Genomic DNA, 22,669 nt, shown 5'->3' with positions numbered 1-22,669 from the left:
ATTCCGCCTGATTCTTTCCATGAAACTGCTCGATCCCATCGTTGCCTGGCGCGACGATATCTCCCAGATCCGACGCGACATCCACGCGCATCCCGAATTGGCGTTCGAGGAATTCCGCACCGCCGACGTGGTCGCGGCCAAGCTCGAAGAATGGGGCATTGAAATCCATCGCGGCCTGGGCGGCACCGGCGTGGTCGGCATCATCCGCGGCGACCGTCCCGGCGAACGCGCCGTCGGCCTGCGCGCCGACATGGACGCCCTGCCGATGCAGGAAGCCAACACCTTCGCCCACGCCAGCAAGCACGCCGGCAAGATGCACGCCTGCGGCCACGACGGTCATACCGCCATGCTCCTGGCCGCCGCTCGCTACCTGTCGCAGCACCGCGACTTCGCCGGCACGGTGTACGTGATCTTCCAGCCCGCCGAGGAAGGCGGCGGCGGCGCCAAGCGCATGATCGACGACGGCCTGTTCACCCGCTTCCCGATGGAAGCAGTGTTCGGCATGCACAACTGGCCCGGCATGGCGCCCGGCCAGTTCGGCGTGACCGCCGGCCCCATCATGGCCTCCAGCAACGAATTCTCCATCGTGGTCAAGGGCAAGGGCACCCATGCAGGCATGCCCAACCTGGGCATCGACCCGGTGATGGCGGCGGTGCAACTGGCGCAATCGCTGCAGACCATCATCACGCGCAACCGCAATCCGCTCGACGCCGCGGTCCTCAGCATCACGCAGATCCACGCCGGCAGCGCCGACAACGTGGTGCCCAATCACGCCGAGCTGCGCGGCACCGTGCGCACCTTCACGCTGGAGGTGCTGGACCTGATCGAACGCCGCATGGAAGAGATCGCGCGCCACACCTGTGCCGCCATGGACTGCGAGGTGGAGTTCACCTTCCAGCGCAACTACCCGCCCACCATCAACCATCCCGACGAAGCCGCGTTCTGTGCCGACGTCATGCGCGACATCGTCGGCGCCGACAAGGTCAACGACCACGTGCAGCCCACCATGGGCGCCGAGGACTTCGCCTTCATGCTGCAGGAACTGCCCGGCTGCTACGTCTGGATCGGCAACGGCGTCGGCGACCACCGCGCCGCCGGCCATGGCCTGGGCCCCTGCATGCTGCATAACGGCAGCTACGACTTCAACGACGACCTACTGCCGCTGGGCGGCACCTACTGGGTGCAACTGGCGCTCAAGCGCCTGGCCAAGGCCTGACGCGCCGCTAGAAGTCGCCCGCCTGCGCCATCCGCACCGCCTGGCACATCGCCAGGAAGCGCTGGGCGGCGCGGGCGGCGGCATCCGCGTGCGGCACCAGGATGCTCAGCGTGCGCGTCAGCGGACGCGGCAACAGCCGCAAGGCCGCCAACGCGCCATCCTCGTGCCGCATCGACATGGCCGACACGAAGCCCACGCCGAGCCCGGCGCGCACCGCCTGCTTCACCCCCTCCACCCCCGCCAGTTCCAGCCCGATCGACGGCGCGAGGCCGGCGTCGGCGAACGCGCGCTCGACCAGCCGCCGCACGCCTGAGCCCGGTTCCCGCATCACCAGCGCCGACTGCGCCAGGTCGCGCAGCGTCACCGCGCCCTTGCCGGCCAGCGCGTGATCGGCCCGCACGATCGCCACCACCTCGTCCTGCCGCCACGCGTGCACCGCGGTATCGGCCGGCAGGCCCGTCGGCACGTCGCCCTCGATGAACGCCAGGTCCAGCGCGGGCAGGCGCTCCACGATCTCGCGCGTGTTGCCATCGGACAGGTGCAGGCTGACCGCCGGAAACGCCTGGCGGAAATCCGCCACCAGGGCGGGCAACAGGTAGCTGGCGGGCGTGGTGCTGGCCCCCAGGCGCAGCGCGCCGGTCTCCAGGCCGCGCCAGGACTCCCGCACCGCCTGGGCCTGGCGGTACACCTGGCGCAATTGCCGCGCCTGCTCGGCAAGGCGCTCGCCCGCTTCGGTGAGGGCGATGCCGTGGCCGCTGCGGCGGTACAGCGGCTCGCCGAACCATTCCTGCAAGGCGCGCAACTGGCCCGACACGGCCGGCTGTGACAGGTGCAGTTGCTGCGCCGCGCGGCTGATATTGCCGGCATCGGCCACCGTGGCGAAGGTGAGCAATTGATCGGGGGTCATGGGCGGTCCGGGCGGCGGCAGCCGTATTATCAGAATTTCCGATATTTCATATCAAAAATGAAAATTTTCCAAATAACGACCATGAAATTAATATTTCGCCTAGTTATTTAGATATGCACGAAGGCCCGCCATGAGCACCGCCAGCACCACCGCCCCCCACCATGCCGCCCCTGCCGCGCCGCCCGCCGCGGCCGCCGCGGCCACGCCCTGGCGCGACAAGCTCAACGGCGTGCTGTTCGTCGGCCTGATGTCGGCCGCGGTGATGCAACTGGCGGACCTGCCCGCCATCCGCCAGCTCGGTTTCTCGCCGCTGGTGGTCGGTATCGTGTGCGGCATGCTGTACGGCAACTTCCTGCGCGGCACCATGCCGGTCGATTGGGGCGTGGGCGTCAACTTCACCGCGCGCCGCCTGCTGCGCATCGCCGTGGCCTTCTATGGCCTGAACATCAGCATCCAGCAGATCGCCGCCGTCGGCCTGCCGGGCCTGGCGGTCTCGGTGGCGGTGGTGGTGGGCACGCTGCTGATCGGCACCTGGGTCGGCCAGCGCCTGCTCGGGCTGGACCGCGACACCGCCATGCTGACGGCAGCCGGCAGCGCCATCTGTGGCGCGGCCGCCGTGCTGGCCTTCGAGCCGACCCTGCGGGCGCAGCCGCACAAGAGCGCCGTGGCGGTGGCCACGGTGGTGCTGTTCGGCACGCTGTCGATGTTCCTGTACCCGGTGCTGTACCACGCCGGCTGGCTGCCTTTCGACACCCAGGCGCTGGGCATCTACATCGGCGGCACCATCCACGAAGTGGCGCAGGTGGTGGGCGCGGCCAGCAACATCGACCCCGCCACCACGGAAGTCGCCACCATCGTCAAGATGACCCGCGTCGCGCTGCTGGTGCCGGTGCTGCTGATCCTCGGCCTGTACTTGCGCAGCGCCGCCAGCCACGCCGGCGGCAACGCCAAGGGCGCCAAGCTGCCCATTCCCTGGTTCGCGGTCGGCTTCCTGGCCCTGGCCATCATCAACTCGCTGAACATCATCCCGGCCGACGTCGTCGCCGCCATCCGCCGCCTGGACGTCTTCGCCCTGACCATGGCCATGACCGCGCTGGGCATCGAAACGCGCTTCGCCAACATCCGCAAGGCCGGTCCGCGCGTGATGGCGCTGGGCCTGATCCTGTACGTCTGGCTGCTGGTCGGCGGCTACGGCATCGTCAAGCTGGCGTCCTGATCCGCGGGCGCTTCGAGAAAGCGTCCCGACGTGGCGCCGGCCCGCGCCGGCGCCACGTTTTTCCTGCATAATCGGCTGGTTGCCTTGCATTGGAGCCGGCCGCATGACCTCCAGCACCAAAACCCCCTTCACGACTTTGCCCGCCAATCGCGACGCGGTATTGCGCGTCATGCCAATGCCGGCGGACGCCAACATCCACGGGGACGTTTTCGGCGGCTGGATCATGTCCCAGGTCGACATCGCCGGCTCGATTCCAGCTGCCCGCCGCGCGGCCGGCCGGGTCGCCACCGTCGCCGTCAATGCGTTCCAGTTCAAGCAACCCGTGTTCGTGGGCGACCTGCTCAGCTTCTATGCCTCCATCGTCAAGACCGGCAAGACCTCCATCACCGTCTCGGTCGAGGTCTACGCGGAGCGCCAGCGCCTGGATGCCGAAGTCGTCAAGGTCACCGAAGCCACGCTGACCTACGTCGCCACCGACGAAGCGCGGCGCAGCCGCCCTCTCCCCATTCTTTGAGCCGTATCGCATGACGCAGTCCGCCGCCGCGCAGAAACCGCCCGCGACGCCCCGCCGCCTCGACCCGGAAGACGCGCAGCACGCCCTGGCGGAAGTCCAGGAGCGCCTGCGCCGCCAACAGTTGGTGGCCGACCTGGTGCATCGCCAGGAAGAAGGCGACGCCAAGGCCAACCTGGTCGAAGACCTGGTGCACCGCCAGCACGAGGCCGAGCTCAAGACCCTGCTGGACGGCCTGCATCCCGCGGACATCGCCTTCATCCTCGAATCGCTGCCCAAGGATGAACGCCAGGCGATCTGGAAGCTGGTCAGCCCCGAGCACGACGCCGACGTGCTGCTCGAGGTCGAGGACTGGGTGCGCGAGTCGCTGATCGAGGCGATGGACCGCCAGGACCTGGTGGCCGCCACCGGCAACATGGACGCCGACGAACTGGCGGACCTGGCGCCCGACCTGCCGCCGGACGTGGTGGCCGAGGTCCAGAAAGGCCTGACCGAGGAAGAGCGCGCGCAACTGCTGGAAGCGATGGGCTATCCGGAGGACAGCGTCGGCGCCATCATGGACTTCGAAATGGTCCGGGTGCGCGAGGACGTCACGCTCGAAGTGGTGCTGCGCTACCTGCGCCGCCTGCACGAACTGCCCGACCACACCGACCAGATCTTCGTGGTCGACCGCCAGGACAAGCTGCAAGGCATCCTGCCGCTGTCGCGCCTGCTGGTCAGCGAACCCGAAACCGAAGTGCGCGCGGTCATGAACGCCGACTTCCTGACCCTCAACCCGCTCGACTCCGACGCCGACGCCGCCGGCGCATTCGAACGCTACGACCTGGTGTCGGCGCCCGTGATGGACGACCAGGGCCGCCTGATCGGCCGCGTCACCATTGCGGACGTGGTCGACGTGATGCGCGAAGACTCACAGGAGCAGGCCCTGTCGCGCGCCGGTCTGCAGGAAGAGGACATCTTCGCCCCGGTCAGCACCGCGCTGCGCAACCGCGCGCCCTGGCTGCTGTTCAATCTCTGTACCGCCGCCACGGCCTCGTTCGTGGCCTCGCAATTCGAGGGCACGGTCAGTCAGATCGTGATCCTGGCGTTTCTGATGTCCATCGTCGCCGGCATCGGTGGCAACTCGGGCAACCAGACCATGACGCTGATCATCCGCGCCCTGGCGATGGGCCGGATCACCGGGCGCAACCTGTGGCAACTGGTCAAGCGTGAACTGTTCGTGACCCTCATGGTGGGCCTGTGCGGCAGCCTGGTGGCGGCCCTGTTCGCCTGGGTGATTTCGCACTCCCTGTCGATCGCGCTGGTGATGATGGCCGCCATGGTCTGCAACATGCTGGTCGGCGCGTCGGTCGGGGTGCTGGTGCCGATGGTGCGGGCCCGTTTCGGCAAGGATCCGGCCATGGGATCCTCGGTCCTGCTGACCTTCGCGACAGACTCGCTGGGCTTTTTCATCTTCCTGGGCCTGGCCACGATTTTCCTGCTGTAGCGCGTCCGCAACGGACCCGCGCACGAATGTTTCACCGGATGTCCTGAACACTCGTTTGACAGCGACATGACAGTCAATATGACGGCCGCTCCGTTACAGTAACGGGGTTGTCATCATTTTCTGTCCCCGCAATGACCGCCCGTTTCCGGGCAGCGCTTTTTTGCCTGCTGCTCTCCACTTTCAGCGCCGCCGCGCACGCCTGCGATAACCTTCCCTCGTGGGCCCAATCCGCCTGTCAACGCCTCGACCAGATCTGGACCGAAGGCGGCAACGACCTCTATTTCAGCGGCTACGCGTGGCACAACCGCGCCATGTACAGCCGCGAAAAGATCAACAGCTTCAACGAGCTGGCCTGGGGCGGCGGCTATGGCCGCAGCATCTACGACGAAGACGGCGACTGGCAGGGCCTGTACGCCATGGCCTTCCTGGACTCGCACAGCAAGGTCGAGCCGATCGCCGGCTATGGTTTCCTGAAGATCGGACGGGTCAGCGAGAACTTCCGGCTGGGCGCCGGCTATACGGTCTTCCTGACCGCGCGCCACGACATCATGAGCTACGTGCCCTTCCCCGGCGTGCTGCCGCTGGTCTCGGCCGGCTACAAGGACACCATGCTGTACGCCACCTACATCCCCGGCTCGCGCGGCGCGGGCAACGTGCTGTTCATGTTCGGCCGCTGGGCCTTCTGACGGCCCGGCGCGCCGCCGCGGAACGGCCCCGGGCGCCCGCCGCAAGGCGCTTCGGCGGCCTCGGGCGCGCCGCCCTTCAGCAGGGCTGCATGCCCAGGCGGCGCACCAGCTCGCCCAGGCGCCAATCGTCAATGCCGTGGGCGCGCAGCGCCTTTTCGGTTTCCACCACGTAATCCAGGCACGGGCCTGAATGCCCAACCGCGTTGCGCACCGATGCCAGCAGGCGGTCGTCGCTCAGGTCGGCAGCGTATTCCTGGCAGGCGCGGTTCAAGAGGAAAACCAGTCCGCGCACGGGCGCCTGTTCGGTGTGGCAGGCCAGCCAGCGCGGCGTGTAGGCGCCGGTGACCATCTCGCGGCGCCATAGCGCCTCGAACACCTCCGGCACGTCGCAGGCGGCAATCTGGAATGCCACGCCGCGGCAGCAGCCGCCGCGATCCAGGCCGAACACCAGCCCGGGGTTGTCGGGCGAGCCGCGGTGGTCGTGCGACCAAAGGCAAAGCGAGCGGTGATAGCCGCGCACCGTGGCCAGGCGCCGTTCGCGCCAGGCAAAACCGGGATGCCAGATGAGGGAACCATAGGCGAACACCCACAGGTCGTCGGTGCCGTTCCATCCCACCAAAAGATCTTCCACCGACGCGGGTTGCGTCTTCGCCAGTCCGGCGCAGCCGGCGGGTACTGCCAACGACATAGGGTCCTCTGATATCCCGGGTTCATTCCCATGGCGGGAATGACGGATATGCTACGCCGCCTGGCGCGCAAAAGAATTGCGAGATGGGCCGCGCGCAACACCCCGAAAGAAATTTGTATTCGCCGGAGGGCGGCGCCAGGGAAAAAAATTGCGCATCGGCGCCGGGGCCCGATTGCCACCGGCCGCCCCCCTGGGGACGGTCCCGCACGGAGCGCGTCGGCCGCCCGCGCCTAGAGCGCGTCCAGCGGCAATTCCGTGGTGCTCTTGATCACTTCCATCGAGAAACTGGCGCTGACGTCCAGCAGGTCGACCGCGCCGATAAGGCGGCGGTAGAAGCGGTCGTAGGCCGCCATGTCCTCGACCACCACCTTGAGCAGGTAGTCGATGTCGCCGGCCATGCGGTGGAACTCGACCACGTTCGGCAGCGCCATGACCGCATTGATCAGGCTCTGGGTCCATTTCTCGTTGTGCTGGCTGGTCTTGATCGAGACGAACACGGTCAGGTTCAGCCCCAGCGCGCGCGGATCCAGCAGGATCGCGTTGCGGGCGATGACGCCATCGTCCTTGAGCTTCTGGATGCGGCGCCAGCAGGGGGTGACGGACAGATTGACCTGCTCGGCGATCTCGGCGACCGAGCAGGTGGCGTCCTTCTGCAGCAACGCCAAGATCTTGATGTCCGTCTGGTCCATGGGGGTTCCTCAAGCGATATCGCCGCAATCTTGCCCTGACGCCCCGACCGCGTCCAGCCGTGGAACACCCTAAGCGGCCGTGGCTTCAGTACGTGCCGGGGTAGCCACCGCCGTCAAGCAGGATGTTCTGCGCCGTCATGTAGCCAGCGTGCGCCGAGCAGACGTAGGCGCACAGCGCTCCCAGTTCCTCGGGCTGGCCATAGCGGCCGGCCGGGCTGGCACGGCCCCGCTCGTCCCAAAGCTGTTCGAAGGTCTTGCCCCCCTCTTCCAGCATGCCGCGGATATGGCGCGCCTGCGCGTCGGTGGCGAAGGCGCCCGGCAGCAGGTTGTTGATGGTGACGTTGTGGCGCACGGTCTGACGCGCCAGGCCGCTGACAAAGCCGATCAGGCCGGCGCGGGCGCCGTTGGACAGTCCCAGCTCGGCGTGCGGCGCCTTGACGCTGCGCGAGACGATGTTGACGATGCGCCCGAAGCGCCGTTCGATCATGCCGTCGACCACGCGGCGGATCATGTCGATGGGGCCCAGCATCATGGAATCGAGCGCCGCGATCCAGTCTTCATGGCTCCAATCGCGGAAATCGCCAGGCATGGGGCCGTCGGCGTTGTTGATGAGGATGTCGGGGTGCGGACACGCGGCCAGCGCGGCGTCGCGGCCCTTGTCCAGCGTCAGGTCGGCCGAGACCCAGCCCACGCCGATGCCCGCGACGCGGGCGATCTCGGCGGCCGCCTGCTCCAGCGTCTGCGGGTTGCGGGCCGCGATCGTCACCGCCACGCCCTCGCGCGCCAACTGCAGGGCGCAGGCACGGCCCATGCCGCGGCTGCCGCCAAATACCAATGCCGTCTTGCCGCTGATCCCCAGATCCATGCCTGACTCTCCAGAGTGATGCCGTGAAGCGGATCAGTATAGGAGCGGCAGGCCGCGGCAGGGGTGGAATTTTTTTCTAATGTTCGGGCCCCGGCGGCCGAATTTGGCAAAGGCATTCCAGCGCAAATCCCTAAGATGAAACCTCGTCATTCAGGGGCCCGCCCATGACCTCCGTCCAACTTGCCGCCGCAGACCTGCGCTCGCTGTGCGAATCGGTGCAGGTCGCCCAGATGAACGCGGCCCGCGGCCTGCTGCGCGAGCTGGCCAGCAGCGTCGCCAATGCCGGCGACATGCTGCGCGGCCTGCCCGAAGACCTGCGCGCCGGCCGCGCCGACACCTACACCCGCCATATCGCCTACGCCGATCCGCATGGCGCCTTCACCGTCGCCTACCTGATCTGGCGCCCGGGGCAGTTCAGCCCGGTGCACGGCCACAAGACCTGGTGCACCTACCAGGTCCTGCAAGGCGAACTGGCCGAAACCCACTACCGCTGGGACCCTGCCGCCGCCGCGGCCATTGCCTGCGGCGAGATCAGTCGCCGGCCGGGCGATGTCGGCACCGCCGCCCCGGGCCTGCATCAGATCCACCGCCTCGGCAACGCTGGCCCGGGCGTCGCCGTGTCCCTGCATATCTACGGGGTCGACCAGGCCGATCTCTGCACCGGCGTCAACCATCTGGTGCCCACGCCCGCGCCGCACTGACGCCGTCCGCCGCAACCGGCATCCCGAAAAAAAGCGGGGCCTTCCAAGGCCCCGCTGCATATTTCCCGGCCGGGTTCTCAGCCCATCCACTGGCTGACCGGCGCCGCCGCGTCCTGCAGCGGCTGCGCCACCACGTCGATCAGCGCAGGGCCGTCATGCTCCATCGCCGCCTTGATCGCCGCGTCCAGCTTGGCCGGATCCTCGACCCGCCAGGCCTTCACGCCATAGGCTTCCGCGATGCGGGCGTGGTCGGTGCGGTCGAAGTCCACACTGTAGTAGCGCTTGTCGTAGCCGGCCTTCTGGCTGGCCTTGATCCAGCCATAGACCGAGTTCGAAAACACGATCATCAGCAGCGGCGCCTTGTGGCGCACGATGGTCTCGAGCTCGCCGACCGTGAAGCCGAAGCTGCCGTCGCCCATCACCGAGACGCACTTGGCGTTCGGCCGGCCGACCCAGGCGCCCAGCGCCGCCGACATCGAAAAGCCCAAGGCGCCATGGGCGCGGTTGGTGATGAAGTGGCGGCCGGGCCGCGACACGTCGTAGTAGGCCGAGAAGTACGGGCACGGCGTGCCGGGATCCGCGCACACCACGGCATCGTCGGGCAGCAGGCGATTGAGCGACTGCACCACGCGTTCGGGGCGGATCGGCGCCTCCAGGCTGCTCGCCAGCGGCTCCAGTTGCGCGCGCCGCGCGGCCTTGGCGCGGCCCGCCAGCACCGCGCCATCAACGGCGTCGGATGGCCGGTGCGCCAGGCGCGCCTGCACCTCGGCGCCCAGCGCCTGCAGGGCGAGCTTGGCGTCGCCCACCATGCCGACTTCGGTCAGGTAGTTGGCGCCGATCACCATCGGATCGATGTCGATGTGCAGGATCGGCACGTCGCGGTTCGGGAAGCGCCAGTGCTCGGTCGAGGTCGAACCCGCGCGGCAGCCGACGAACAGCACCACGTCGGCCGCGGCCACCACGTCGCGCGTGGCCATCACGCCGCCGTTCGAACCCACCACGCCCGCGTTCAGCGGATGGGTGTCGGCCAGGCTGCCCTGGCCGCTGACGGTCACGCAGACCGCCGCCTTCAGGCTCTCGGCCAGTTCCTGCAGCGCGCCGCTGGCGCCGGCGATCACCACGCCGCCGCCGCAGATGATGACCGGCGAACGCGCGCCCACCAGGCGCTGCGCCGCGCGCGCCACGTCCGACGGATCCGGCGCGTAGCGCAGCGACGGAAACTGCGCATGCTCGGGCTGGGCCCAGACGTCGGCGCCATCGACCTGCTGCTTCATCACGTCATACGGAAAGCACAGGTGCGCCGCGCCGGGCTTGCCGGTGGTCATGGCGCGGAACGCCGCGCGCACCATGCCGGGGATCTGGTCGGCGCGATCGATGGTGCGGTTCCACTTGGTCAACGGCCGGTACAGTGCCTCCTGGTCCAGTTCGGTCAGCGGGTACTTGCCGCGCGAGCCCACCGCCACGTCGGAGGTGATGCCCAGCACCGGAATGGACGATTCGTTGGCCTCCACCAGCCCCGGCAGCAGATAGGTCGCGCCGCCGCCGCTGGGCCCTTCGCACACGCCCACCTTGCCGGTCACGCGGGCATAGGCGTCGGCCATGTAGCCGGCGCTGCGCTCGTCACGGGTCAGGATGTGTCGCATGCCATGATCCAGCCGGTAGAGCGCGTCGTAGAACGGCAGGCTGGTATCGCCGCACAGGCCGAAAATATGTTTGACGCCGTTGTGTTGCAGCATCCGCACCATTGCTTCGGCGCCGGTCAAGGTATCCATGTCTTCTCCACGCGATGCGCGGACCGGGCGGCGCGCGAGGGCGCGCCGCCGCCGGCCGCTCAGTTATCCAGGTTGATGTTGCTGCTCTTGATGAACTTGCTCCAGCGGTCGTATTCCGCCTTCACGTAGGCATCCAGCGCCGGGCCGTTCGAGGCCACGATCTCGAAGCCGGCCTCCTCCAGCTTCTTCTTGACGTCCGGATCGGCCAGCACCGTGTTGAACGCCTGCGTCAGCTTTTTGACGGTCGCCTCCGGCGTGCCCTTGGGCGCGAACATGCCGCTCCACGAATAGGCGACGAAGCCCGGAAAACCGGACTCCGCCACCGTCGGCACGTTGGGCAGGTCCGGCAGGCGCTTCTCGCCGGCCACCGCCAGCGGCTTGATCTTGCCTGCCTGGATCTGGCCGCGCAGCGCGGCGAAGCTCAACCAGGTCATGTTGGCCTGGCCGCCCACCACGGCCTGGATGGCCGGCCCGCCGCCGCCGTACGGCACGTGCAGCAGTTCCACCTTGGACAGGCGCTTGAGCTCTTCGGGCGCCAGGTGATTCAGCGATCCCACGCCGGTGGAGGCATAGTTGAACTTGTTGGGCGGCTGCTTGGCCGCGGCCGCCAGGAATTCCTTCAGGTTGTCGCCCGGCACGCCCGGATTGGCGCCCAGCACCAGCGGAAAGCGCACGGTCTGGGTGATGGCGACGAAGTCCTTGAAGGTGTCGTAGGGCAGCTTGGGCTTCACCGCCGGGTTGATGCCGTGGTTGTCGAAGCTGACCAGCAGCGTGCTGCCGTCGGGCTCGGCCCGCGCCACGAAGGCGGTGGCGATCTGGCTGGCGGCGCCCGGGCGGTTTTCCACCACCACGGCGCGGCCGCCCAGCTCCTTGGACAGCCGCGGCTGCAGGATGCGGGCCAGGATGTCGGTGCTGCCGCCGGGCGGATACGGCACCACCAGGATCAGCGGCTTTTCTTCCGCCCGGGCGGGCGCGGCGGCCAGCCCGCCCCCCAGCGCGGCGAGCGCGCAGACGGCCGCCAAGGCGCGCCGCATCGTTGTGTAGGTCATGTGTTTTCCCCTGCTGTTGTGGTGTTGGCCGGCGCTGCGACAGCGGGTTCGGCCTGGTCCCGCATGTAAATCGTGGAAAAGCCGGTGCGGATGACATCGGTGATCTGGTCCAGCCGCCGGCCGATGTGGCTGCGCATCATGTCCGGCAGGGCATCCATGTCGCGCCGCTCCAGCGCCTGGACGATGCGCAAGTGTTCGCCCTGGGTGTGGCTGCGACGGCCCTGCTGCATGTCGATCCAGCGCACGAAATGGATGCGGGCGTTGACGCTCTCCAGCGCGCGCACGAATTCCTCGTTGCGCGAATAGCGCGCCAGCGTCAGGTGAAACGCCTCGTCCAATTCCAGCAGGCGGGTCGCGTCACTGTCCTCGGGCACGTCGCGCGAGCGTTCGACAAACGCGCGCAGCGCCACCAGTTCCTCATCGGTGGCGCGTTCGCAGGCAGCGCGCACAATGCCGGCCTCGAGCACCGCGCGGTATTCATAGAGGCTATGGATCTGCTTGGCGTCGAGCAGCCGCGCGATGAAACCGCGGTTCACCGAACGGGTCAGGAAGCCCTCCACCATCAGTTGGTTGAGCACCTCGCGCAGCGGCGTGCGGCTCACGTTCAGGCGCCTGGCCAGTTCGACTTCGTTGATGCGCTCGCCCGGCTTGAACTCGAAACTCACCGCCATCGCCTTGACGGCGTTGTACAGCTCGGCCTGGCCGGCCATGGTGCGGGCTGCGGGTCGGGATGAGGTCATGAGGGTGTCGGCCGCCGGGGCGCTCCGGGTTGGGGTTGAAGTGCATACTAAAGTGCATACACTTTGCCCCACAACCCGGGTTTGCCCGAAAGACGCACGTCAGCGTTCCGTCCCCGGAAAGACGGGGAGGAAAGTTGGACGAAGGGAAAGACCCGCGCGGCGACTGCGCGCGGAAGGCGGGATCAGACGCCGGTGTCGAGCGTGTAGTGAGCGCCGTCGCGGTTTTCCAACGTCAGCGTGGACAGCACCGGAGTCACGGCCGTGGCGTCTTCCCGCACGTGGATGCGCAGGTTGGCCAGCGGCACGTCCCAACCGCCGGCGGCGGCCTCGGCCGTCACCCCTGCCACCAGGGCCAGCCGTTCGGCCACCTGGCGCGGCTGGGCCGCGCGGGCGTCGATGCGCAGCAGGCTGCGGGCGCCATTGGGATGGGCCATCAATTCAGGCGACCAGACGCACTCGGGCGTCAGGTGACGGCAGAAATACATGCGAATGCCGGGCAGCGGTTGCTCGGCGAAACGCACGGTATGGAAACGGGCCTCGACTTCCCGGCCGTCCAGCATGGCGGGACGGGACAGTTCCTGCATCGGATTGACGGCGAAGCCGGCGGCGAGCAGGCGCTCGCGCGTGGCCTCGGCATCGTAGGTGCGGAACACCAGCGCCTCGAGCCCGAAGGGCGAATCGGCGATTTCCTTGCGCGCCGGCGGCGCGCCGGGCGGCCAGCCCAGCAGTTCGACGTAGGTGCCTTCGAGCACGATCAGGCGGTTGCACGAACCCAGGTTGTGCACCGCCTTGTCGCTCAGGTGGAAGCCCTGGCGCTCGAAGTGCGGCGCCAGCGCATCCAGGCGGTCCCGTACCATGACCACGGCGTGGTCGAACTCGGTCTGGCCGACGGCATGCAGCATGGCGTTATCCGCTCAGACCAGCTTGCCGTGGCACTGCTTGTACTTCTTGCCGCTGCCGCACGGGCACGGATCGTTGCGGCCCACCTTGGGCAGCACGTTGCGCACCGGCTGGGCGCCCGCGTCGTCGGCCGACTGGGCCAGGGCCTCGTCGTAGTCGGAGTGGTGGTACTGCACGTTCTGCACGTGCGGCTGGGCCGCTTCGGCCTCGGCCTGCTCGACCTGCTCGGACGACTGCACGCGCACCGTCATCAGCACGCGCACCACGTCGTCGCGGATGCGGTCCAGCATGCCCGAGAACAGTTCGAAGGCTTCGCGCTTGTATTCCTGCTTGGGGTTCTTCTGCGCGTAGCCGCGCAGATGGATGCCCTGGCGCAGATAGTCCAGCGCCGACAGGTGCTCGCGCCAGTGCGTGTCGATCGCCTGCAGCATGATCGAACGCTCGAACTGCGACCACGATTCGGCGCCGACCTGGTCGACCTTGCCCTGGTAGACGTCGCGCGCCGCCGCGATCACGCGCTCGCGCAGATCCTCGTCGGTCAGGTTGGCTTCCTTCTCGAGCATCTCGGTCAACGGCAGGTGGATCTGCCAATCAGCCTCCAGCGCCTTCTGCAAGGCCGGGATGTCCCACTGCTCTTCCACCGATTCCGGCGGCACGTAGGTATTGAACAGGTCGACCACCGCGGCGTCGCGCAGGTTCTCGACCGTGGCGCTGACGCTGGCCGCTTCCAGCACTTCGTTGCGCTGCGCGTACAGCACCTTGCGCTGGTCGTTGGCGACGTCGTCGTATTCCAGCAGTTGCTTGCGGATGTCGAAGTTGCGGCCTTCGACCTTGCGCTGCGCGGTCTCGATGGAACGCGTCACCATGCCGGCCTCGATCGGCTCGCCCTCGGGCAGCTTCAGGCGTTCCATGATGGCGCGCACGCGGTCGCCCGCGAAGATGCGCATCAGCGAATCTTCCAGCGACAGGTAGAAGCGCGACGAACCCGGGTCGCCCTGGCGGCCGGCGCGGCCGCGCAGTTGGTTGTCGATACGGCGCGATTCGTGGCGCTCGGTGCCGATGATGCGCAGACCGCCCGCGGCCTTGACCTGCTCGTTGAGCGGCTTCCAGTCGGCACGCACCTTTTCGATGCGGGCGGTCTTTTCGGCTTCGGACAGCGACTCGTCGGCGCGGATCAGGTCGACCTGCTTGTCGACGCTGCCGCCCAGCACGATGTCGGTGCCGCGGCCCGCCATGTTGGTGGCGATGGTGATGTGGCCCGGCTTGCCGGCCTCGGCGACGATCTCGGCTTCACGCGCGTGCTGCTTGGCGTTCAGCACCTCGTGCGGCAGCTTGGCCTTTTTCAGCAGGCCCGACAGCAGTTCGGAGTTTTCGATGCTGGTGGTGCCCACCAGCACCGGCTGGCCGCGCTCGTGGCAATCGCGGATGTCTTCGAGGATGGCGTTGTACTTTTCGCCGTCCGTCTTGAAGACCTGGTCGTTCTGGTCCTTGCGGATCATGGGCTTGTTGGTCGGGATGATGACCGTCTCGAGCCCGTAGATCTCCTGGAATTCGTACGCTTCCGTGTCGGCCGTGCCGGTCATGCCGGACAGCTTCTCGTACATGCGGAAGTAGTTCTGGAAGGTGATCGACGCCAGCGTCTGGTTCTCGTGCTGGATCTTCACGCCTTCCTTGGCCTCGACCGCCTGGTGCAGGCCGTCGGACCAGCGGCGGCCCACCATCAGGCGGCCGGTGAATTCGTCGACGATGATGACTTCGCCGTCCTGCACCACGTATTGCTGGTCGCGGAAGAACAGCGTGTTGGCGCGCAGCGCCACCATCAGGTGATGCATCAGCGCGATGTGGCGCGGGTCGTACAGCGACTCGCCCTCGGGCAGGATGCCCAGGCGCGCCAGGATGCCTTCGGCGTTGACGTGGCCGGCTTCCGACAGGTAGACCTGCTGGCTCTTTTCATCGACCCAGTAGTCGCCCTCGGGTTCCGGCTCCTGCGGCTTGGGCTCGCTGGCCATGCGGGTCAGCAGCGGCGGCACCGCGTTCATGCGGATGTAGAGTTCGGTGTGGTCCTCGGCCTGGCCGGAGATGATCAGCGGCGTGCGCGCCTCGTCGATGAGGATCGAGTCCACTTCGTCGACGATGGCGTAGAACAGGCCGCGCTGGCGCCGGTCCTCAACACGGTATTCCATGTTGTCGCGCAGGTAGTCGAAACCGAATTCGTTGTTGGTGCCGTAGGTGATGTCGGCGGCGTAGGCGGCCTTCTTTTCCTCGTTCGGCTGCTGCGGCACCACCACGCCCGTGGACAGGCCCAGGAAGTGATACAGGCGTCCCATCCATTCGGCGTCGCGGCGGGCCAGGTAGTCGTTCACCGTGACCACGTGCACGCCCTTGGCGGCGATCGCGTTCAGGTAGACCGGCAGCGTGGCCATCAGCGTCTTGCCTTCGCCCGTGCGCATTTCGGCGATCTTGCCGCTGTGCAGGGCGATGCCGCCCAGCAACTGCGCGTCGAAGTGGCGCATGCCGAACACCCGCTTGCCCGCCTCGCGCACCACGGCGAAGGCTTCGGGCAGCAGGTCGTCGAGCGACGTGCCCTGCGAATGGCGGGAACGGAATTCCGCGGTCTTGGCCGCCAGCTCCGCATCGGAGAGCGCGGAGATCTTGGGCTCCAGCCCATTGATCTGGGTTACCAGCTTGCGATACTGCTTAAGCAGCCGGTCGTTGCGGCTGCCTATGAGTTTTTTGAGCAGAGAAACCATGCGTATGTCGGCCGCACGAGCCCCGCCGCGCCCGCATGGGGCCAGGGCGGCGTCACCCGTGACTTGATTTATTTGGTTGAGCGGGGGTCCGCTGGGAAACGAACCAGTTTAACGCACCTGGCGCGTAAGAGCCTGAACCGATGGCCAGGGTGGCACTGTAGCCCGGATCGGGCGTCAGCGCGCGGCGCTGTCCGCGCCGGCCTGCGCCACCGTCGGCGGAGCGTTCTGCTGCGGGCCGAGGAACAGGCGCGGATCCAGCGGCTGGCCGGCCAGCCGCACTTCGAAATGCAGGTGCGGTCCGGTGGATCGCCCCGACGAGCCCACCCGGGCGATCTGCTGGCCGCGGTCGACCAGTTGACCCTGTTTGACCATCAGCGAGGAAGCATGCGCGTAGCGTGTGATAAGGCCATCGCCATGGTCGATTTCGACCATGTTGCCATAGCCGGGATGGAATCTTGCTTCCAGCACCACGCCACCGGAGGCCGCCAGGATGGGCGTGCCCGGCGGCGCGGCGAAGTCAAGCCCCTCGTGCATGGCCGAACGACCGGTCACGGGGTTGCGGCGCCAGCCGTAGGAAGAACTGAGATAGGGGTAATCGGTGATCGGCATCGCCGTCGGCATGCGGGCCTGGTCGGCCGAGCGCCGGGTCAGCGCCGCGTCCAGCAGCTTGAGATTGTCGGTCTGCAGGGCCAGCCGTTCCTGGATCTCGTCCAACTGACGGCCCAGGGCCTCGGCCGAGGCGGCGCTGGGCGGCGTGCCCTCGGTGAACAGGTCGTCCATCACCTGGGTGGCCTCGGGGGCATGCTGGGTGTCGGCGGGGGCCGATGCCAGTTGCTTGGCGACCTCGGGATCGGTGTAGGCCACGCCAGCCACCTTGGCCACCCGTTGGCCCAGTCCGTCGATGCTGGCCAGCTTGGCCTGCAGCGCGCCCACCTTGGCGGCCAGCAGGTTCATGTTGCCCCGCAGGAAGTCCGCATCGCGTCCCGGTTGTTCGGACAGCGGCCAGCCAACGGTGTGTACGGCGGGCAGGATGGGTGTAATGTAGCGCTGAAGGGCGGCGCCGAAGATGGCGGCCGTCATCAGCGCGCCCCCCAGAAACAACGCCAAATGCGCGCCTCCCAGGGTGAAATGCCCGTCCCGCCCGTCGCGGGCGTGCATAATCACGATTTTCAAGGTTTGCTTCCTAATTCTCAGAGCCGGGATGAATAGACCCACTTCATACCGTCAACGTTCCAGTTCCAGCCGGCGAGGGGAAAATACCGCCCTGGGATGGCTGGGTCATGACATGCGGGGCGCCGGCGTACTGGCAACCGCCCGCAAGCACTTGCAAATCCAATATGCGGTGGCGGCGATCCTGCCCGCCCCGTTGGGCTCCGTCTGCCAGGTCGGCAAGCTGGAAAACCAGCGCCTTCAACTGGTGGTGCCCAGCGCCGCGCACGCGGCGAAGATGCGCCAACTTGCCCCGCGCATCGCGCAGGCTTTGGCGGACCAAGGCTGGAACCTTAACGAAATTGCGGTGAAGGTACAAGCCGGCCTGCCCAAGCCCGGGGCCCGCAAGCCGCTGCCGCCGAAAGAGGCGCAGCCGCTGGGGGATGCCGCCCTGGGCGCCTTCGAAACCCTGCATGACAACCTGCGTCCCGGCCCGCTGGCCGACGCGGTGGCCAGGCTATTGAAGCACCACAAGAGTAGCTGAGATAGCCGGGCTTGTCCGGATGCCCGCCTTTCGGGTGACATCGATGGCCACATTGCCGGACGGGATGACCCTGCGGCGGGCGCGGGGATGGCGCCAGCGGGACGAGGCGTGCCCCCTTGGGATGCCATCCAAATGAAATTGGCCGGCTGCCAGCCGGGGACAGCCCCCCGGCGCACCGGCCATCAGCAGTCGACCGGCCTCAGGCCAGTTGCCATTCGTGCCGGAACGCCTGCGGCGCCTCGGCTTGCGATTCGTAGGTGACCATTTCCCAGGCATCGCGCTGCGCCAGCAGCGCGCGCGCCAACTGGTTGTTCAGCGCGTGGCCCGATTTGCATGCCACATAGCGCGCGACCAGCGGCTTGCCCAGCAGATACAGGTCGCCGATGGCGTCCAGGATCTTGTGCTTCACGAATTCGTCATCGTAGCGCAGGCCGTCGCTGTTCAGCACCCGGTATTCGTCCATGACGATGGCGTTATCCAGGCTGCCGCCGCGGGCCAGGCCCATCGAACGCAGCGCCTCGACTTCGTTGACGAAGCCGAAGGTGCGCGCGCGCGCGATCTCGCGCACGTACGAATGGGTGGCGAAATCGATTTCGGCGAAATTCGCGGTCGAGTCGATGGCCGGGTGGCGGAAGTCGATCGAGAAGGCCAGCGCGTACCCTTCATGGGGTTCGAGCCGGGCCCACTTCTCGTTGCGGCCTTCGCCCTCGCGCACTTCCACCGTCTTCAACACGCGGATGAACTGCTTCGGCGCGTTCTGCTCGACGATGCCCGCCGAGCGCAACAGGTACACGAAGGTTGCCGCACTGCCGTCCATGATGGGGACTTCTTCGGCAGTGAGGTCGATATGCAGGTTGTCGATGCCCAGGCCGGCCAGCGCCGACATGAGATGCTCCACCGTGGAAACGCGGACGTTGCCCTGCTGCAGGACGGACGCCATGCGCGTATCGCCCACGCCAGTGGCCTGCGCGGGCAGGTCGACGACTTCGGGCAGATCGACGCGGTGGAACACGATGCCCGTATTGGGCGCCGCCGGACGCAGGGTGAGCTCGACCCGCCGTCCGGAGTGGACGCCGACGCCTGTCGTGCGGACGAGATTCTGAATGCTGCGCTGTCGGAACATGAGACTAAGGTATTTTGAGCCAGGAAGCCGGCAAGATGACAAGAGATTGCCGGCGTAACTGACGTATTGTAACTCTGTCCGGTTCTCAACGCCATCAAAGCGTCAGGACCGACCGATAAAACCGTCCCCGATTCACGTCACACAATCAAAACACGGACCGCTCCGCCTCCGGCCTGCCCGCGGGGACAGGCAAGCCGGAGATGAGGGAGTGCATATAGAGCCTGAAACCAGGCTCCAGGTTCAATCCGCCTGCTTACGCAGGAAAGCGGGGATGTCGAAATGATCCATGCCCGAGCTTTCCAGCGCGCGCACCTGGGCCGACGCCTGGCTGCGCGGGTTGCGCATGACAGACGGCATGTCCAAATTGCGGTAATCACCCTGACCGGCGGCCGGCATCGTGCCCATGGGCATGTTGTCGGTGCCGGTGCGCAGCACTTCAGCGGTGCTCTGCACCAGTTGCGGACGCGCCTGCGCACGGCCCAGGCCGGTCGCAACCACGGTCACGCGCAGGTTTTCACCCATCGATTCGTCGTAGGCGGTGCCGAAGATCACGGTCGCGTCGTCCGAAGCGTAGCTGCGGATCGTTTCCATGATTTCGCGCGTTTCGCGCATCTTCAGCGAGCGGCTGGCGGTGATGTTGACCAGCACGCCGCGCGCGCCGTTCAGGTCCACGCCTTCCAGCAGCGGGCAGGCGATGGCGTGCTCGGCGGCGACGCGGGCGCGGTCAGCGCCCGAAGCCGATGCCGTGCCCATCATGGCCTGGCCCTGCTCGCCCATGATCGTCTTGACGTCTTCGAAGTCGACGTTGACGTTGCCTTCGACGTTGATGATTTCGGCGATACCCGCGCACGCGTTGTGCAGGATGTCGTCGGCCGAACGGAAGCAGTCTTCCTGCGTCGCGTCCTCGTCCATCAGTTCATACAGGTTCTCGTTGAGCACCACGATGAGCGAATGCACGTGCTTGGCCAGTTCGGCAATGCCGTCTTCGGCCATCTTCAGGCGCTTGTTGCCTTCGAACGAGAAGGGCTTGGTGACCACGCCCACCGTCAGAATGCCCAGCTCCTTGGCGACTTCGGCCACGACCGGACCCGCGCCCGTGCCGGTGCCGCCGCCCATGCCCGCGGTGATGAAGACCATGTGCGCGCCGTTCAGGGCGGCACGGATCTCTTCACGCGCGGTTTCGGCCGACGCGCGGCCTTGCTCGGGCTTGGCGCCCGCGCCCAGGCCGGTGCGGCCCAGGCGGATCTGCACCGGGGCGTTGGTCGCCGCCAGTGCCTGCGCATCGGTGTTGGCGCAGATGAAATCCACGCCGTGCACGCCGCTGCGAATCATGTGCGCGACGGCATTGCCGCCCGCACCGCCCACACCAACGACCTTGATTACGGTCCCTTTGGTGTTGTTCTCAAGCATCTCAAAGTTCATCATGATGACTCCCTCACAAGTCCGATTTTGCAAATCACAAAAATTCCCCAACAACCTATATTTTGTGAATCGCCTCAAAGCCGAAGCCGACTGCTTTGGTCCGCAACGGGTTTGAGACGCCTCCCCTTTCTGGCCCGGCCCGCCCTACCGCCGCGGATCGTGCCAAGGAGCAGGCCCCAACCTGCCCCCCTCTTCAATTCATGAACCATTCCTTCATGCGCGCCAGCAGGCTCTTGAAATTGCCGGTCTGCGCGGCGACCTTGCGGCCGCGCACGCGTTGCATGCGCGCCTCCTGCAACAGCCCCATCACGGTCGAGAAGCGCGGATTGCGCATCACGTCGGCCAGGCTGCCTTCGTATTCGGGCACCGCCACGCGGACCGGCTTGAGGAACACGTCCTCGGCCAGTTCGATCATGCCGGGCAATTGCGCCGAGCCGCCGGTCAGCACCACGCCGGAAGCCAGCAGGTCCTCGTAGCCGGAGTCGCGCACCACCTGCTGCACCAGCGTGAACAGTTCTTCGACGCGCGGCTCGATCACGGCGCCCAGCGCCTGGCGCTTGACCTGGCGCGGGCCGCGGTCGCCCAGGCCCGGCACTTCCACGGACTCGTCCGGGCTCGCCAGCACCTGCTTGGCCACGCCATAGCGCAGCTTGATTTCCTCGGCATCGGGCGTCGGCGTGCGCAGCATGGCCGCGATGTCGTTGGTGATCTGGTCGCCGGCGATCGGCAGCACGGCGGTGTGGCGGATCGCGCCGCCGGTGAAGATCGCCACGTCGGTGGTGCCGCCGCCGATGTCCACCAGGACGACGCCCAGCTCCTTTTCGTCGGCGGTCAGCACGGCCAGGCTGGAGGCCAGCGGCTGCAGGATCAGGTCCTGCACTTCCAGGCCGCAGCGGCGCACGCACTTGACGATGTTCTGCGCGGCGCTGACGGCGCCGGTCACGATGTGCACGCGCACTTCCAGCCGCAGACCGCTCATGCCGATGGGTTCGCGGATGTCTTCCTGGCCGTCGACGATGAACTCCTGCGTCAGCACGTGCAGCACCTGCTGGTCGGTCGGGATGTTCACCGCCTTGGCGGTCTCGATGACGCGGGCGACGTCGGTGGCGGTGACTTCCTTGTCCTTGACGGCGACCATGCCGCTGGAATTGAAGCTGCGGATATGGCTGCCGGCAATGCCGGTGTAGACGTCTCGGATCTTGCAATCTGCCATCAGCTCGGCTTCTTCAAGCGCGCGCTGAATCGAATTCACAGTGGTCTCGATATTGACGACCACGCCCTTGCGCATGCCGCGCGATTCGTGCTGGCCGAGGCCAAGCACTTCGAATCGCCCTTCGGGCAGGATTTCAGCCACCACAGCCACCACCTTGCTGGTGCCGATATCGAGGGCGACGATAAGGTCCTTGATGTCACGGGTCATGGCGTTAGCGTTTCTTGGGAGGTTTCGGTGTGGATTTGGGTTTGTTTGCCGACGCGGGCAACGGGGCCAGCGCCAGGGCGAAACCGTTGGGATAGCGCAGGTCGGCCTGCGTGATGGTGCGCCCTTCCAGGCGCCCCGCCACGGCCGGCCAGGCCTGAACAAAACGTTGAATGCGCGCCGCGAACGGCAGCGCGCCGGGCAGGCCGTGCGGATCCGGCGCATCGGCGCCCGGATCTCGGCCCAGGTCCAGCAGCATGCCGTTGGACAGCACCACGCGCCAGGCGTAGCGCGGACTCAGCTCCAGCTGCTTGACATGCATATCGAGCGGCGCGAACCAGCGCGCCAGCTCGGCGTAGCGTTGCACCACCAGCGACTCGGTGCCCTCGGGCCCGGAGAACTGCGGCAGCACCGTCTCGTCGTCCACTTCGCCCGTGTTGGCCGTGAACGCCTCGCCCCAGGTGTTGATCATCTGGTTCTCGTTCCACAGCGCCAGCGGCTGCTGCTCCTCGATGCGCACGCGCAGCACATTCGGCCAGATCCGCCGCACGGTGGCGTGGCGCACCCATGGCACCGACTCGAAGATCTCGCGCGCGTCGTCCAGGTCCACCGTGAAGAAGTTGCCCTTGAAGCGCCCCGCGATCGCCGCGCGCACCGCGCCCGGCGAGACATAGTGCAGCTCGGAGTCCGGCGTGGACTCCAGCTCGATGGCCGACAGGGTGAAATACGGACGCTGCGCCACCCACACCACGCCCGCCAGGAGCATGGCGCAGACCGCCAGCACGGCAAGCGTGTTGGCGATCAGGTTGGTCGTGCGAGCGTCGTTCCACACAGAATG

At 67.1% G+C, this 22,669-nt stretch carries 21 protein-coding genes; 7 read left to right on the top strand and 14 right to left on the bottom strand.

The genetic code is table 11. The features are described 5' to 3' along the window. The first annotated feature begins 19 nt into the window (after positions 1-19). A complete protein-coding gene (locus ACUDCK_RS04020; protein ID WP_175168153.1) occupies positions 20-1,216 on the top strand; it encodes a M20 aminoacylase family protein in 1,197 nt (398 codons plus the stop codon). Positions 1,217-1,223: 7 nt separating this feature from the next. Here ACUDCK_RS04020 and ACUDCK_RS04015 read toward each other — a convergent pair whose 3' ends face one another. Next, on the bottom strand, positions 1,224-2,123 hold the full coding sequence (locus ACUDCK_RS04015; protein ID WP_175168152.1) for a LysR family transcriptional regulator: 900 nt from the start codon (positions 2,121-2,123) through the stop codon (positions 1,224-1,226). Positions 2,124-2,253: 130 nt separating this feature from the next. On the opposite strand from ACUDCK_RS04015, the gene ACUDCK_RS04010 reads away from it, so the two are divergent. The 4 genes from ACUDCK_RS04010 (at position 2,254) to pagP (ending at position 6,022) form a co-directional block, all read left to right on the top strand. Beyond that, positions 2,254-3,339, top strand: coding sequence for a YeiH family protein (locus ACUDCK_RS04010; RefSeq protein ID WP_054501899.1), 1,086 nt, complete (start codon positions 2,254-2,256; stop codon positions 3,337-3,339). A gap of 103 nt (positions 3,340-3,442) precedes the next feature. Beyond that, entirely contained in the window at positions 3,443-3,853 is a 411-nt protein-coding gene (locus tag ACUDCK_RS04005) for an acyl-CoA thioesterase (RefSeq protein ID WP_006388802.1), read from the top strand. 10 nt (positions 3,854-3,863) lie between these two features. Next, positions 3,864-5,336, top strand: a complete 1,473-nt coding sequence (gene mgtE, locus ACUDCK_RS04000) for a magnesium transporter (protein WP_054501900.1) — start codon at positions 3,864-3,866, stop codon at positions 5,334-5,336. 131 nt (positions 5,337-5,467) lie between these two features. Next, positions 5,468-6,022, top strand: a complete 555-nt coding sequence (gene pagP / locus ACUDCK_RS03995) for a lipid IV(A) palmitoyltransferase PagP (protein ID WP_049071412.1) — start codon at positions 5,468-5,470, stop codon at positions 6,020-6,022. 76 nt (positions 6,023-6,098) lie between these two features. Here pagP and ACUDCK_RS03990 read toward each other — a convergent pair whose 3' ends face one another. The 3 genes from ACUDCK_RS03990 to ACUDCK_RS03980 all read right to left on the bottom strand — a co-directional run bounded on the left by ACUDCK_RS03990 (position 6,099) and on the right by ACUDCK_RS03980 (position 8,264). Then, the gene (locus tag ACUDCK_RS03990) at positions 6,099-6,710 is read right to left on the bottom strand and encodes a gamma-glutamylcyclotransferase (protein ID WP_054501901.1); all 612 of its coding nucleotides are present in this window, start codon (positions 6,708-6,710) and stop codon (positions 6,099-6,101) included. 230 nt (positions 6,711-6,940) lie between these two features. Further along, positions 6,941-7,399 carry an Lrp/AsnC family transcriptional regulator gene (locus tag ACUDCK_RS03985; RefSeq protein ID WP_054501902.1) on the bottom strand — a complete coding sequence of 153 codons (459 nt, stop codon included), beginning with the start codon at positions 7,397-7,399 and terminating at the stop codon, positions 6,941-6,943. Between the two features lie 85 nt (positions 7,400-7,484). After that, positions 7,485-8,264, bottom strand: a complete 780-nt coding sequence (locus ACUDCK_RS03980; RefSeq protein WP_064527143.1) for an SDR family oxidoreductase — start codon at positions 8,262-8,264, stop codon at positions 7,485-7,487. A 164-nt stretch (positions 8,265-8,428) separates the two neighbouring features. On the opposite strand from ACUDCK_RS03980, the gene ACUDCK_RS03975 reads away from it, so the two are divergent. Next, positions 8,429-8,965 carry a cysteine dioxygenase family protein gene (locus tag ACUDCK_RS03975; RefSeq protein WP_054501904.1) on the top strand — a complete coding sequence of 179 codons (537 nt, stop codon included), beginning with the start codon at positions 8,429-8,431 and terminating at the stop codon, positions 8,963-8,965. A 77-nt stretch (positions 8,966-9,042) separates the two neighbouring features. Here the strand turns inward: ACUDCK_RS03975 and ACUDCK_RS03970 are convergent, their stop codons facing one another. From ACUDCK_RS03970 to ACUDCK_RS03945, 6 genes are all read right to left on the bottom strand, one after another. Beyond that, a complete protein-coding gene (locus ACUDCK_RS03970; protein ID WP_054501905.1) occupies positions 9,043-10,737 on the bottom strand; it encodes a thiamine pyrophosphate-binding protein in 1,695 nt (564 codons plus the stop codon). A gap of 59 nt (positions 10,738-10,796) precedes the next feature. After that, the gene (locus ACUDCK_RS03965) at positions 10,797-11,786 is read right to left on the bottom strand and encodes a tripartite tricarboxylate transporter substrate binding protein (protein ID WP_006392965.1); all 990 of its coding nucleotides are present in this window, start codon (positions 11,784-11,786) and stop codon (positions 10,797-10,799) included. Continuing rightward, positions 11,783-12,526, bottom strand: a complete 744-nt coding sequence (locus ACUDCK_RS03960; RefSeq protein ID WP_240806496.1) for a GntR family transcriptional regulator — start codon at positions 12,524-12,526, stop codon at positions 11,783-11,785. Before ACUDCK_RS03960 ends, ACUDCK_RS03965 begins: the two co-directional genes overlap by 4 nt. A gap of 182 nt (positions 12,527-12,708) precedes the next feature. Next, positions 12,709-13,428: a VOC family protein gene (locus ACUDCK_RS03955; protein WP_054419229.1), complete on the bottom strand. Its 720-nt coding sequence runs from the start codon at positions 13,426-13,428 to the stop codon at positions 12,709-12,711. A 12-nt stretch (positions 13,429-13,440) separates the two neighbouring features. Beyond that, entirely contained in the window at positions 13,441-16,176 is a 2,736-nt protein-coding gene (gene secA / locus ACUDCK_RS03950; protein WP_054501908.1) for a preprotein translocase subunit SecA, read from the bottom strand. A 174-nt stretch (positions 16,177-16,350) separates the two neighbouring features. Beyond that, on the bottom strand, positions 16,351-17,334 hold the full coding sequence (locus ACUDCK_RS03945; protein WP_175168183.1) for a M23 family metallopeptidase: 984 nt from the start codon (positions 17,332-17,334) through the stop codon (positions 16,351-16,353). 127 nt (positions 17,335-17,461) lie between these two features. Here ACUDCK_RS03945 and ACUDCK_RS03940 point away from each other — a divergent pair, with 127 nt between their 5' ends. After that, positions 17,462-17,869, top strand: coding sequence for a flagellar hook-length control protein FliK (locus ACUDCK_RS03940; protein ID WP_006388788.1), 408 nt, complete (start codon positions 17,462-17,464; stop codon positions 17,867-17,869). Positions 17,870-18,068: 199 nt separating this feature from the next. On the opposite strand, the gene lpxC is transcribed toward ACUDCK_RS03940, so the two are convergent. The 4 genes from lpxC to ACUDCK_RS03920 form a co-directional block, all read right to left on the bottom strand. After that, positions 18,069-18,992, bottom strand: a complete 924-nt coding sequence (lpxC, locus tag ACUDCK_RS03935) for a UDP-3-O-acyl-N-acetylglucosamine deacetylase (protein WP_006392959.1) — start codon at positions 18,990-18,992, stop codon at positions 18,069-18,071. 240 nt (positions 18,993-19,232) lie between these two features. Beyond that, entirely contained in the window at positions 19,233-20,417 is a 1,185-nt protein-coding gene (gene ftsZ, locus ACUDCK_RS03930; RefSeq protein WP_054501910.1) for a cell division protein FtsZ, read from the bottom strand. Between the two features lie 190 nt (positions 20,418-20,607). Continuing rightward, the gene (gene ftsA / locus ACUDCK_RS03925) at positions 20,608-21,834 is read right to left on the bottom strand and encodes a cell division protein FtsA (protein ID WP_006217473.1); all 1,227 of its coding nucleotides are present in this window, start codon (positions 21,832-21,834) and stop codon (positions 20,608-20,610) included. A gap of 4 nt (positions 21,835-21,838) precedes the next feature. Continuing rightward, positions 21,839-22,663, bottom strand: a complete 825-nt coding sequence (locus tag ACUDCK_RS03920) for a cell division protein FtsQ/DivIB (RefSeq protein WP_020925135.1) — start codon at positions 22,661-22,663, stop codon at positions 21,839-21,841. Positions 22,664-22,669 lie beyond the last annotated feature (6 nt).

Source organism: Achromobacter sp. CF-sbj1-Ac2-l (assembly GCF_052698165.1).
The sequence above is the reverse complement of the archived record's forward strand: the minus strand, read 5'-3'. Positions and strand labels throughout refer to the sequence as shown.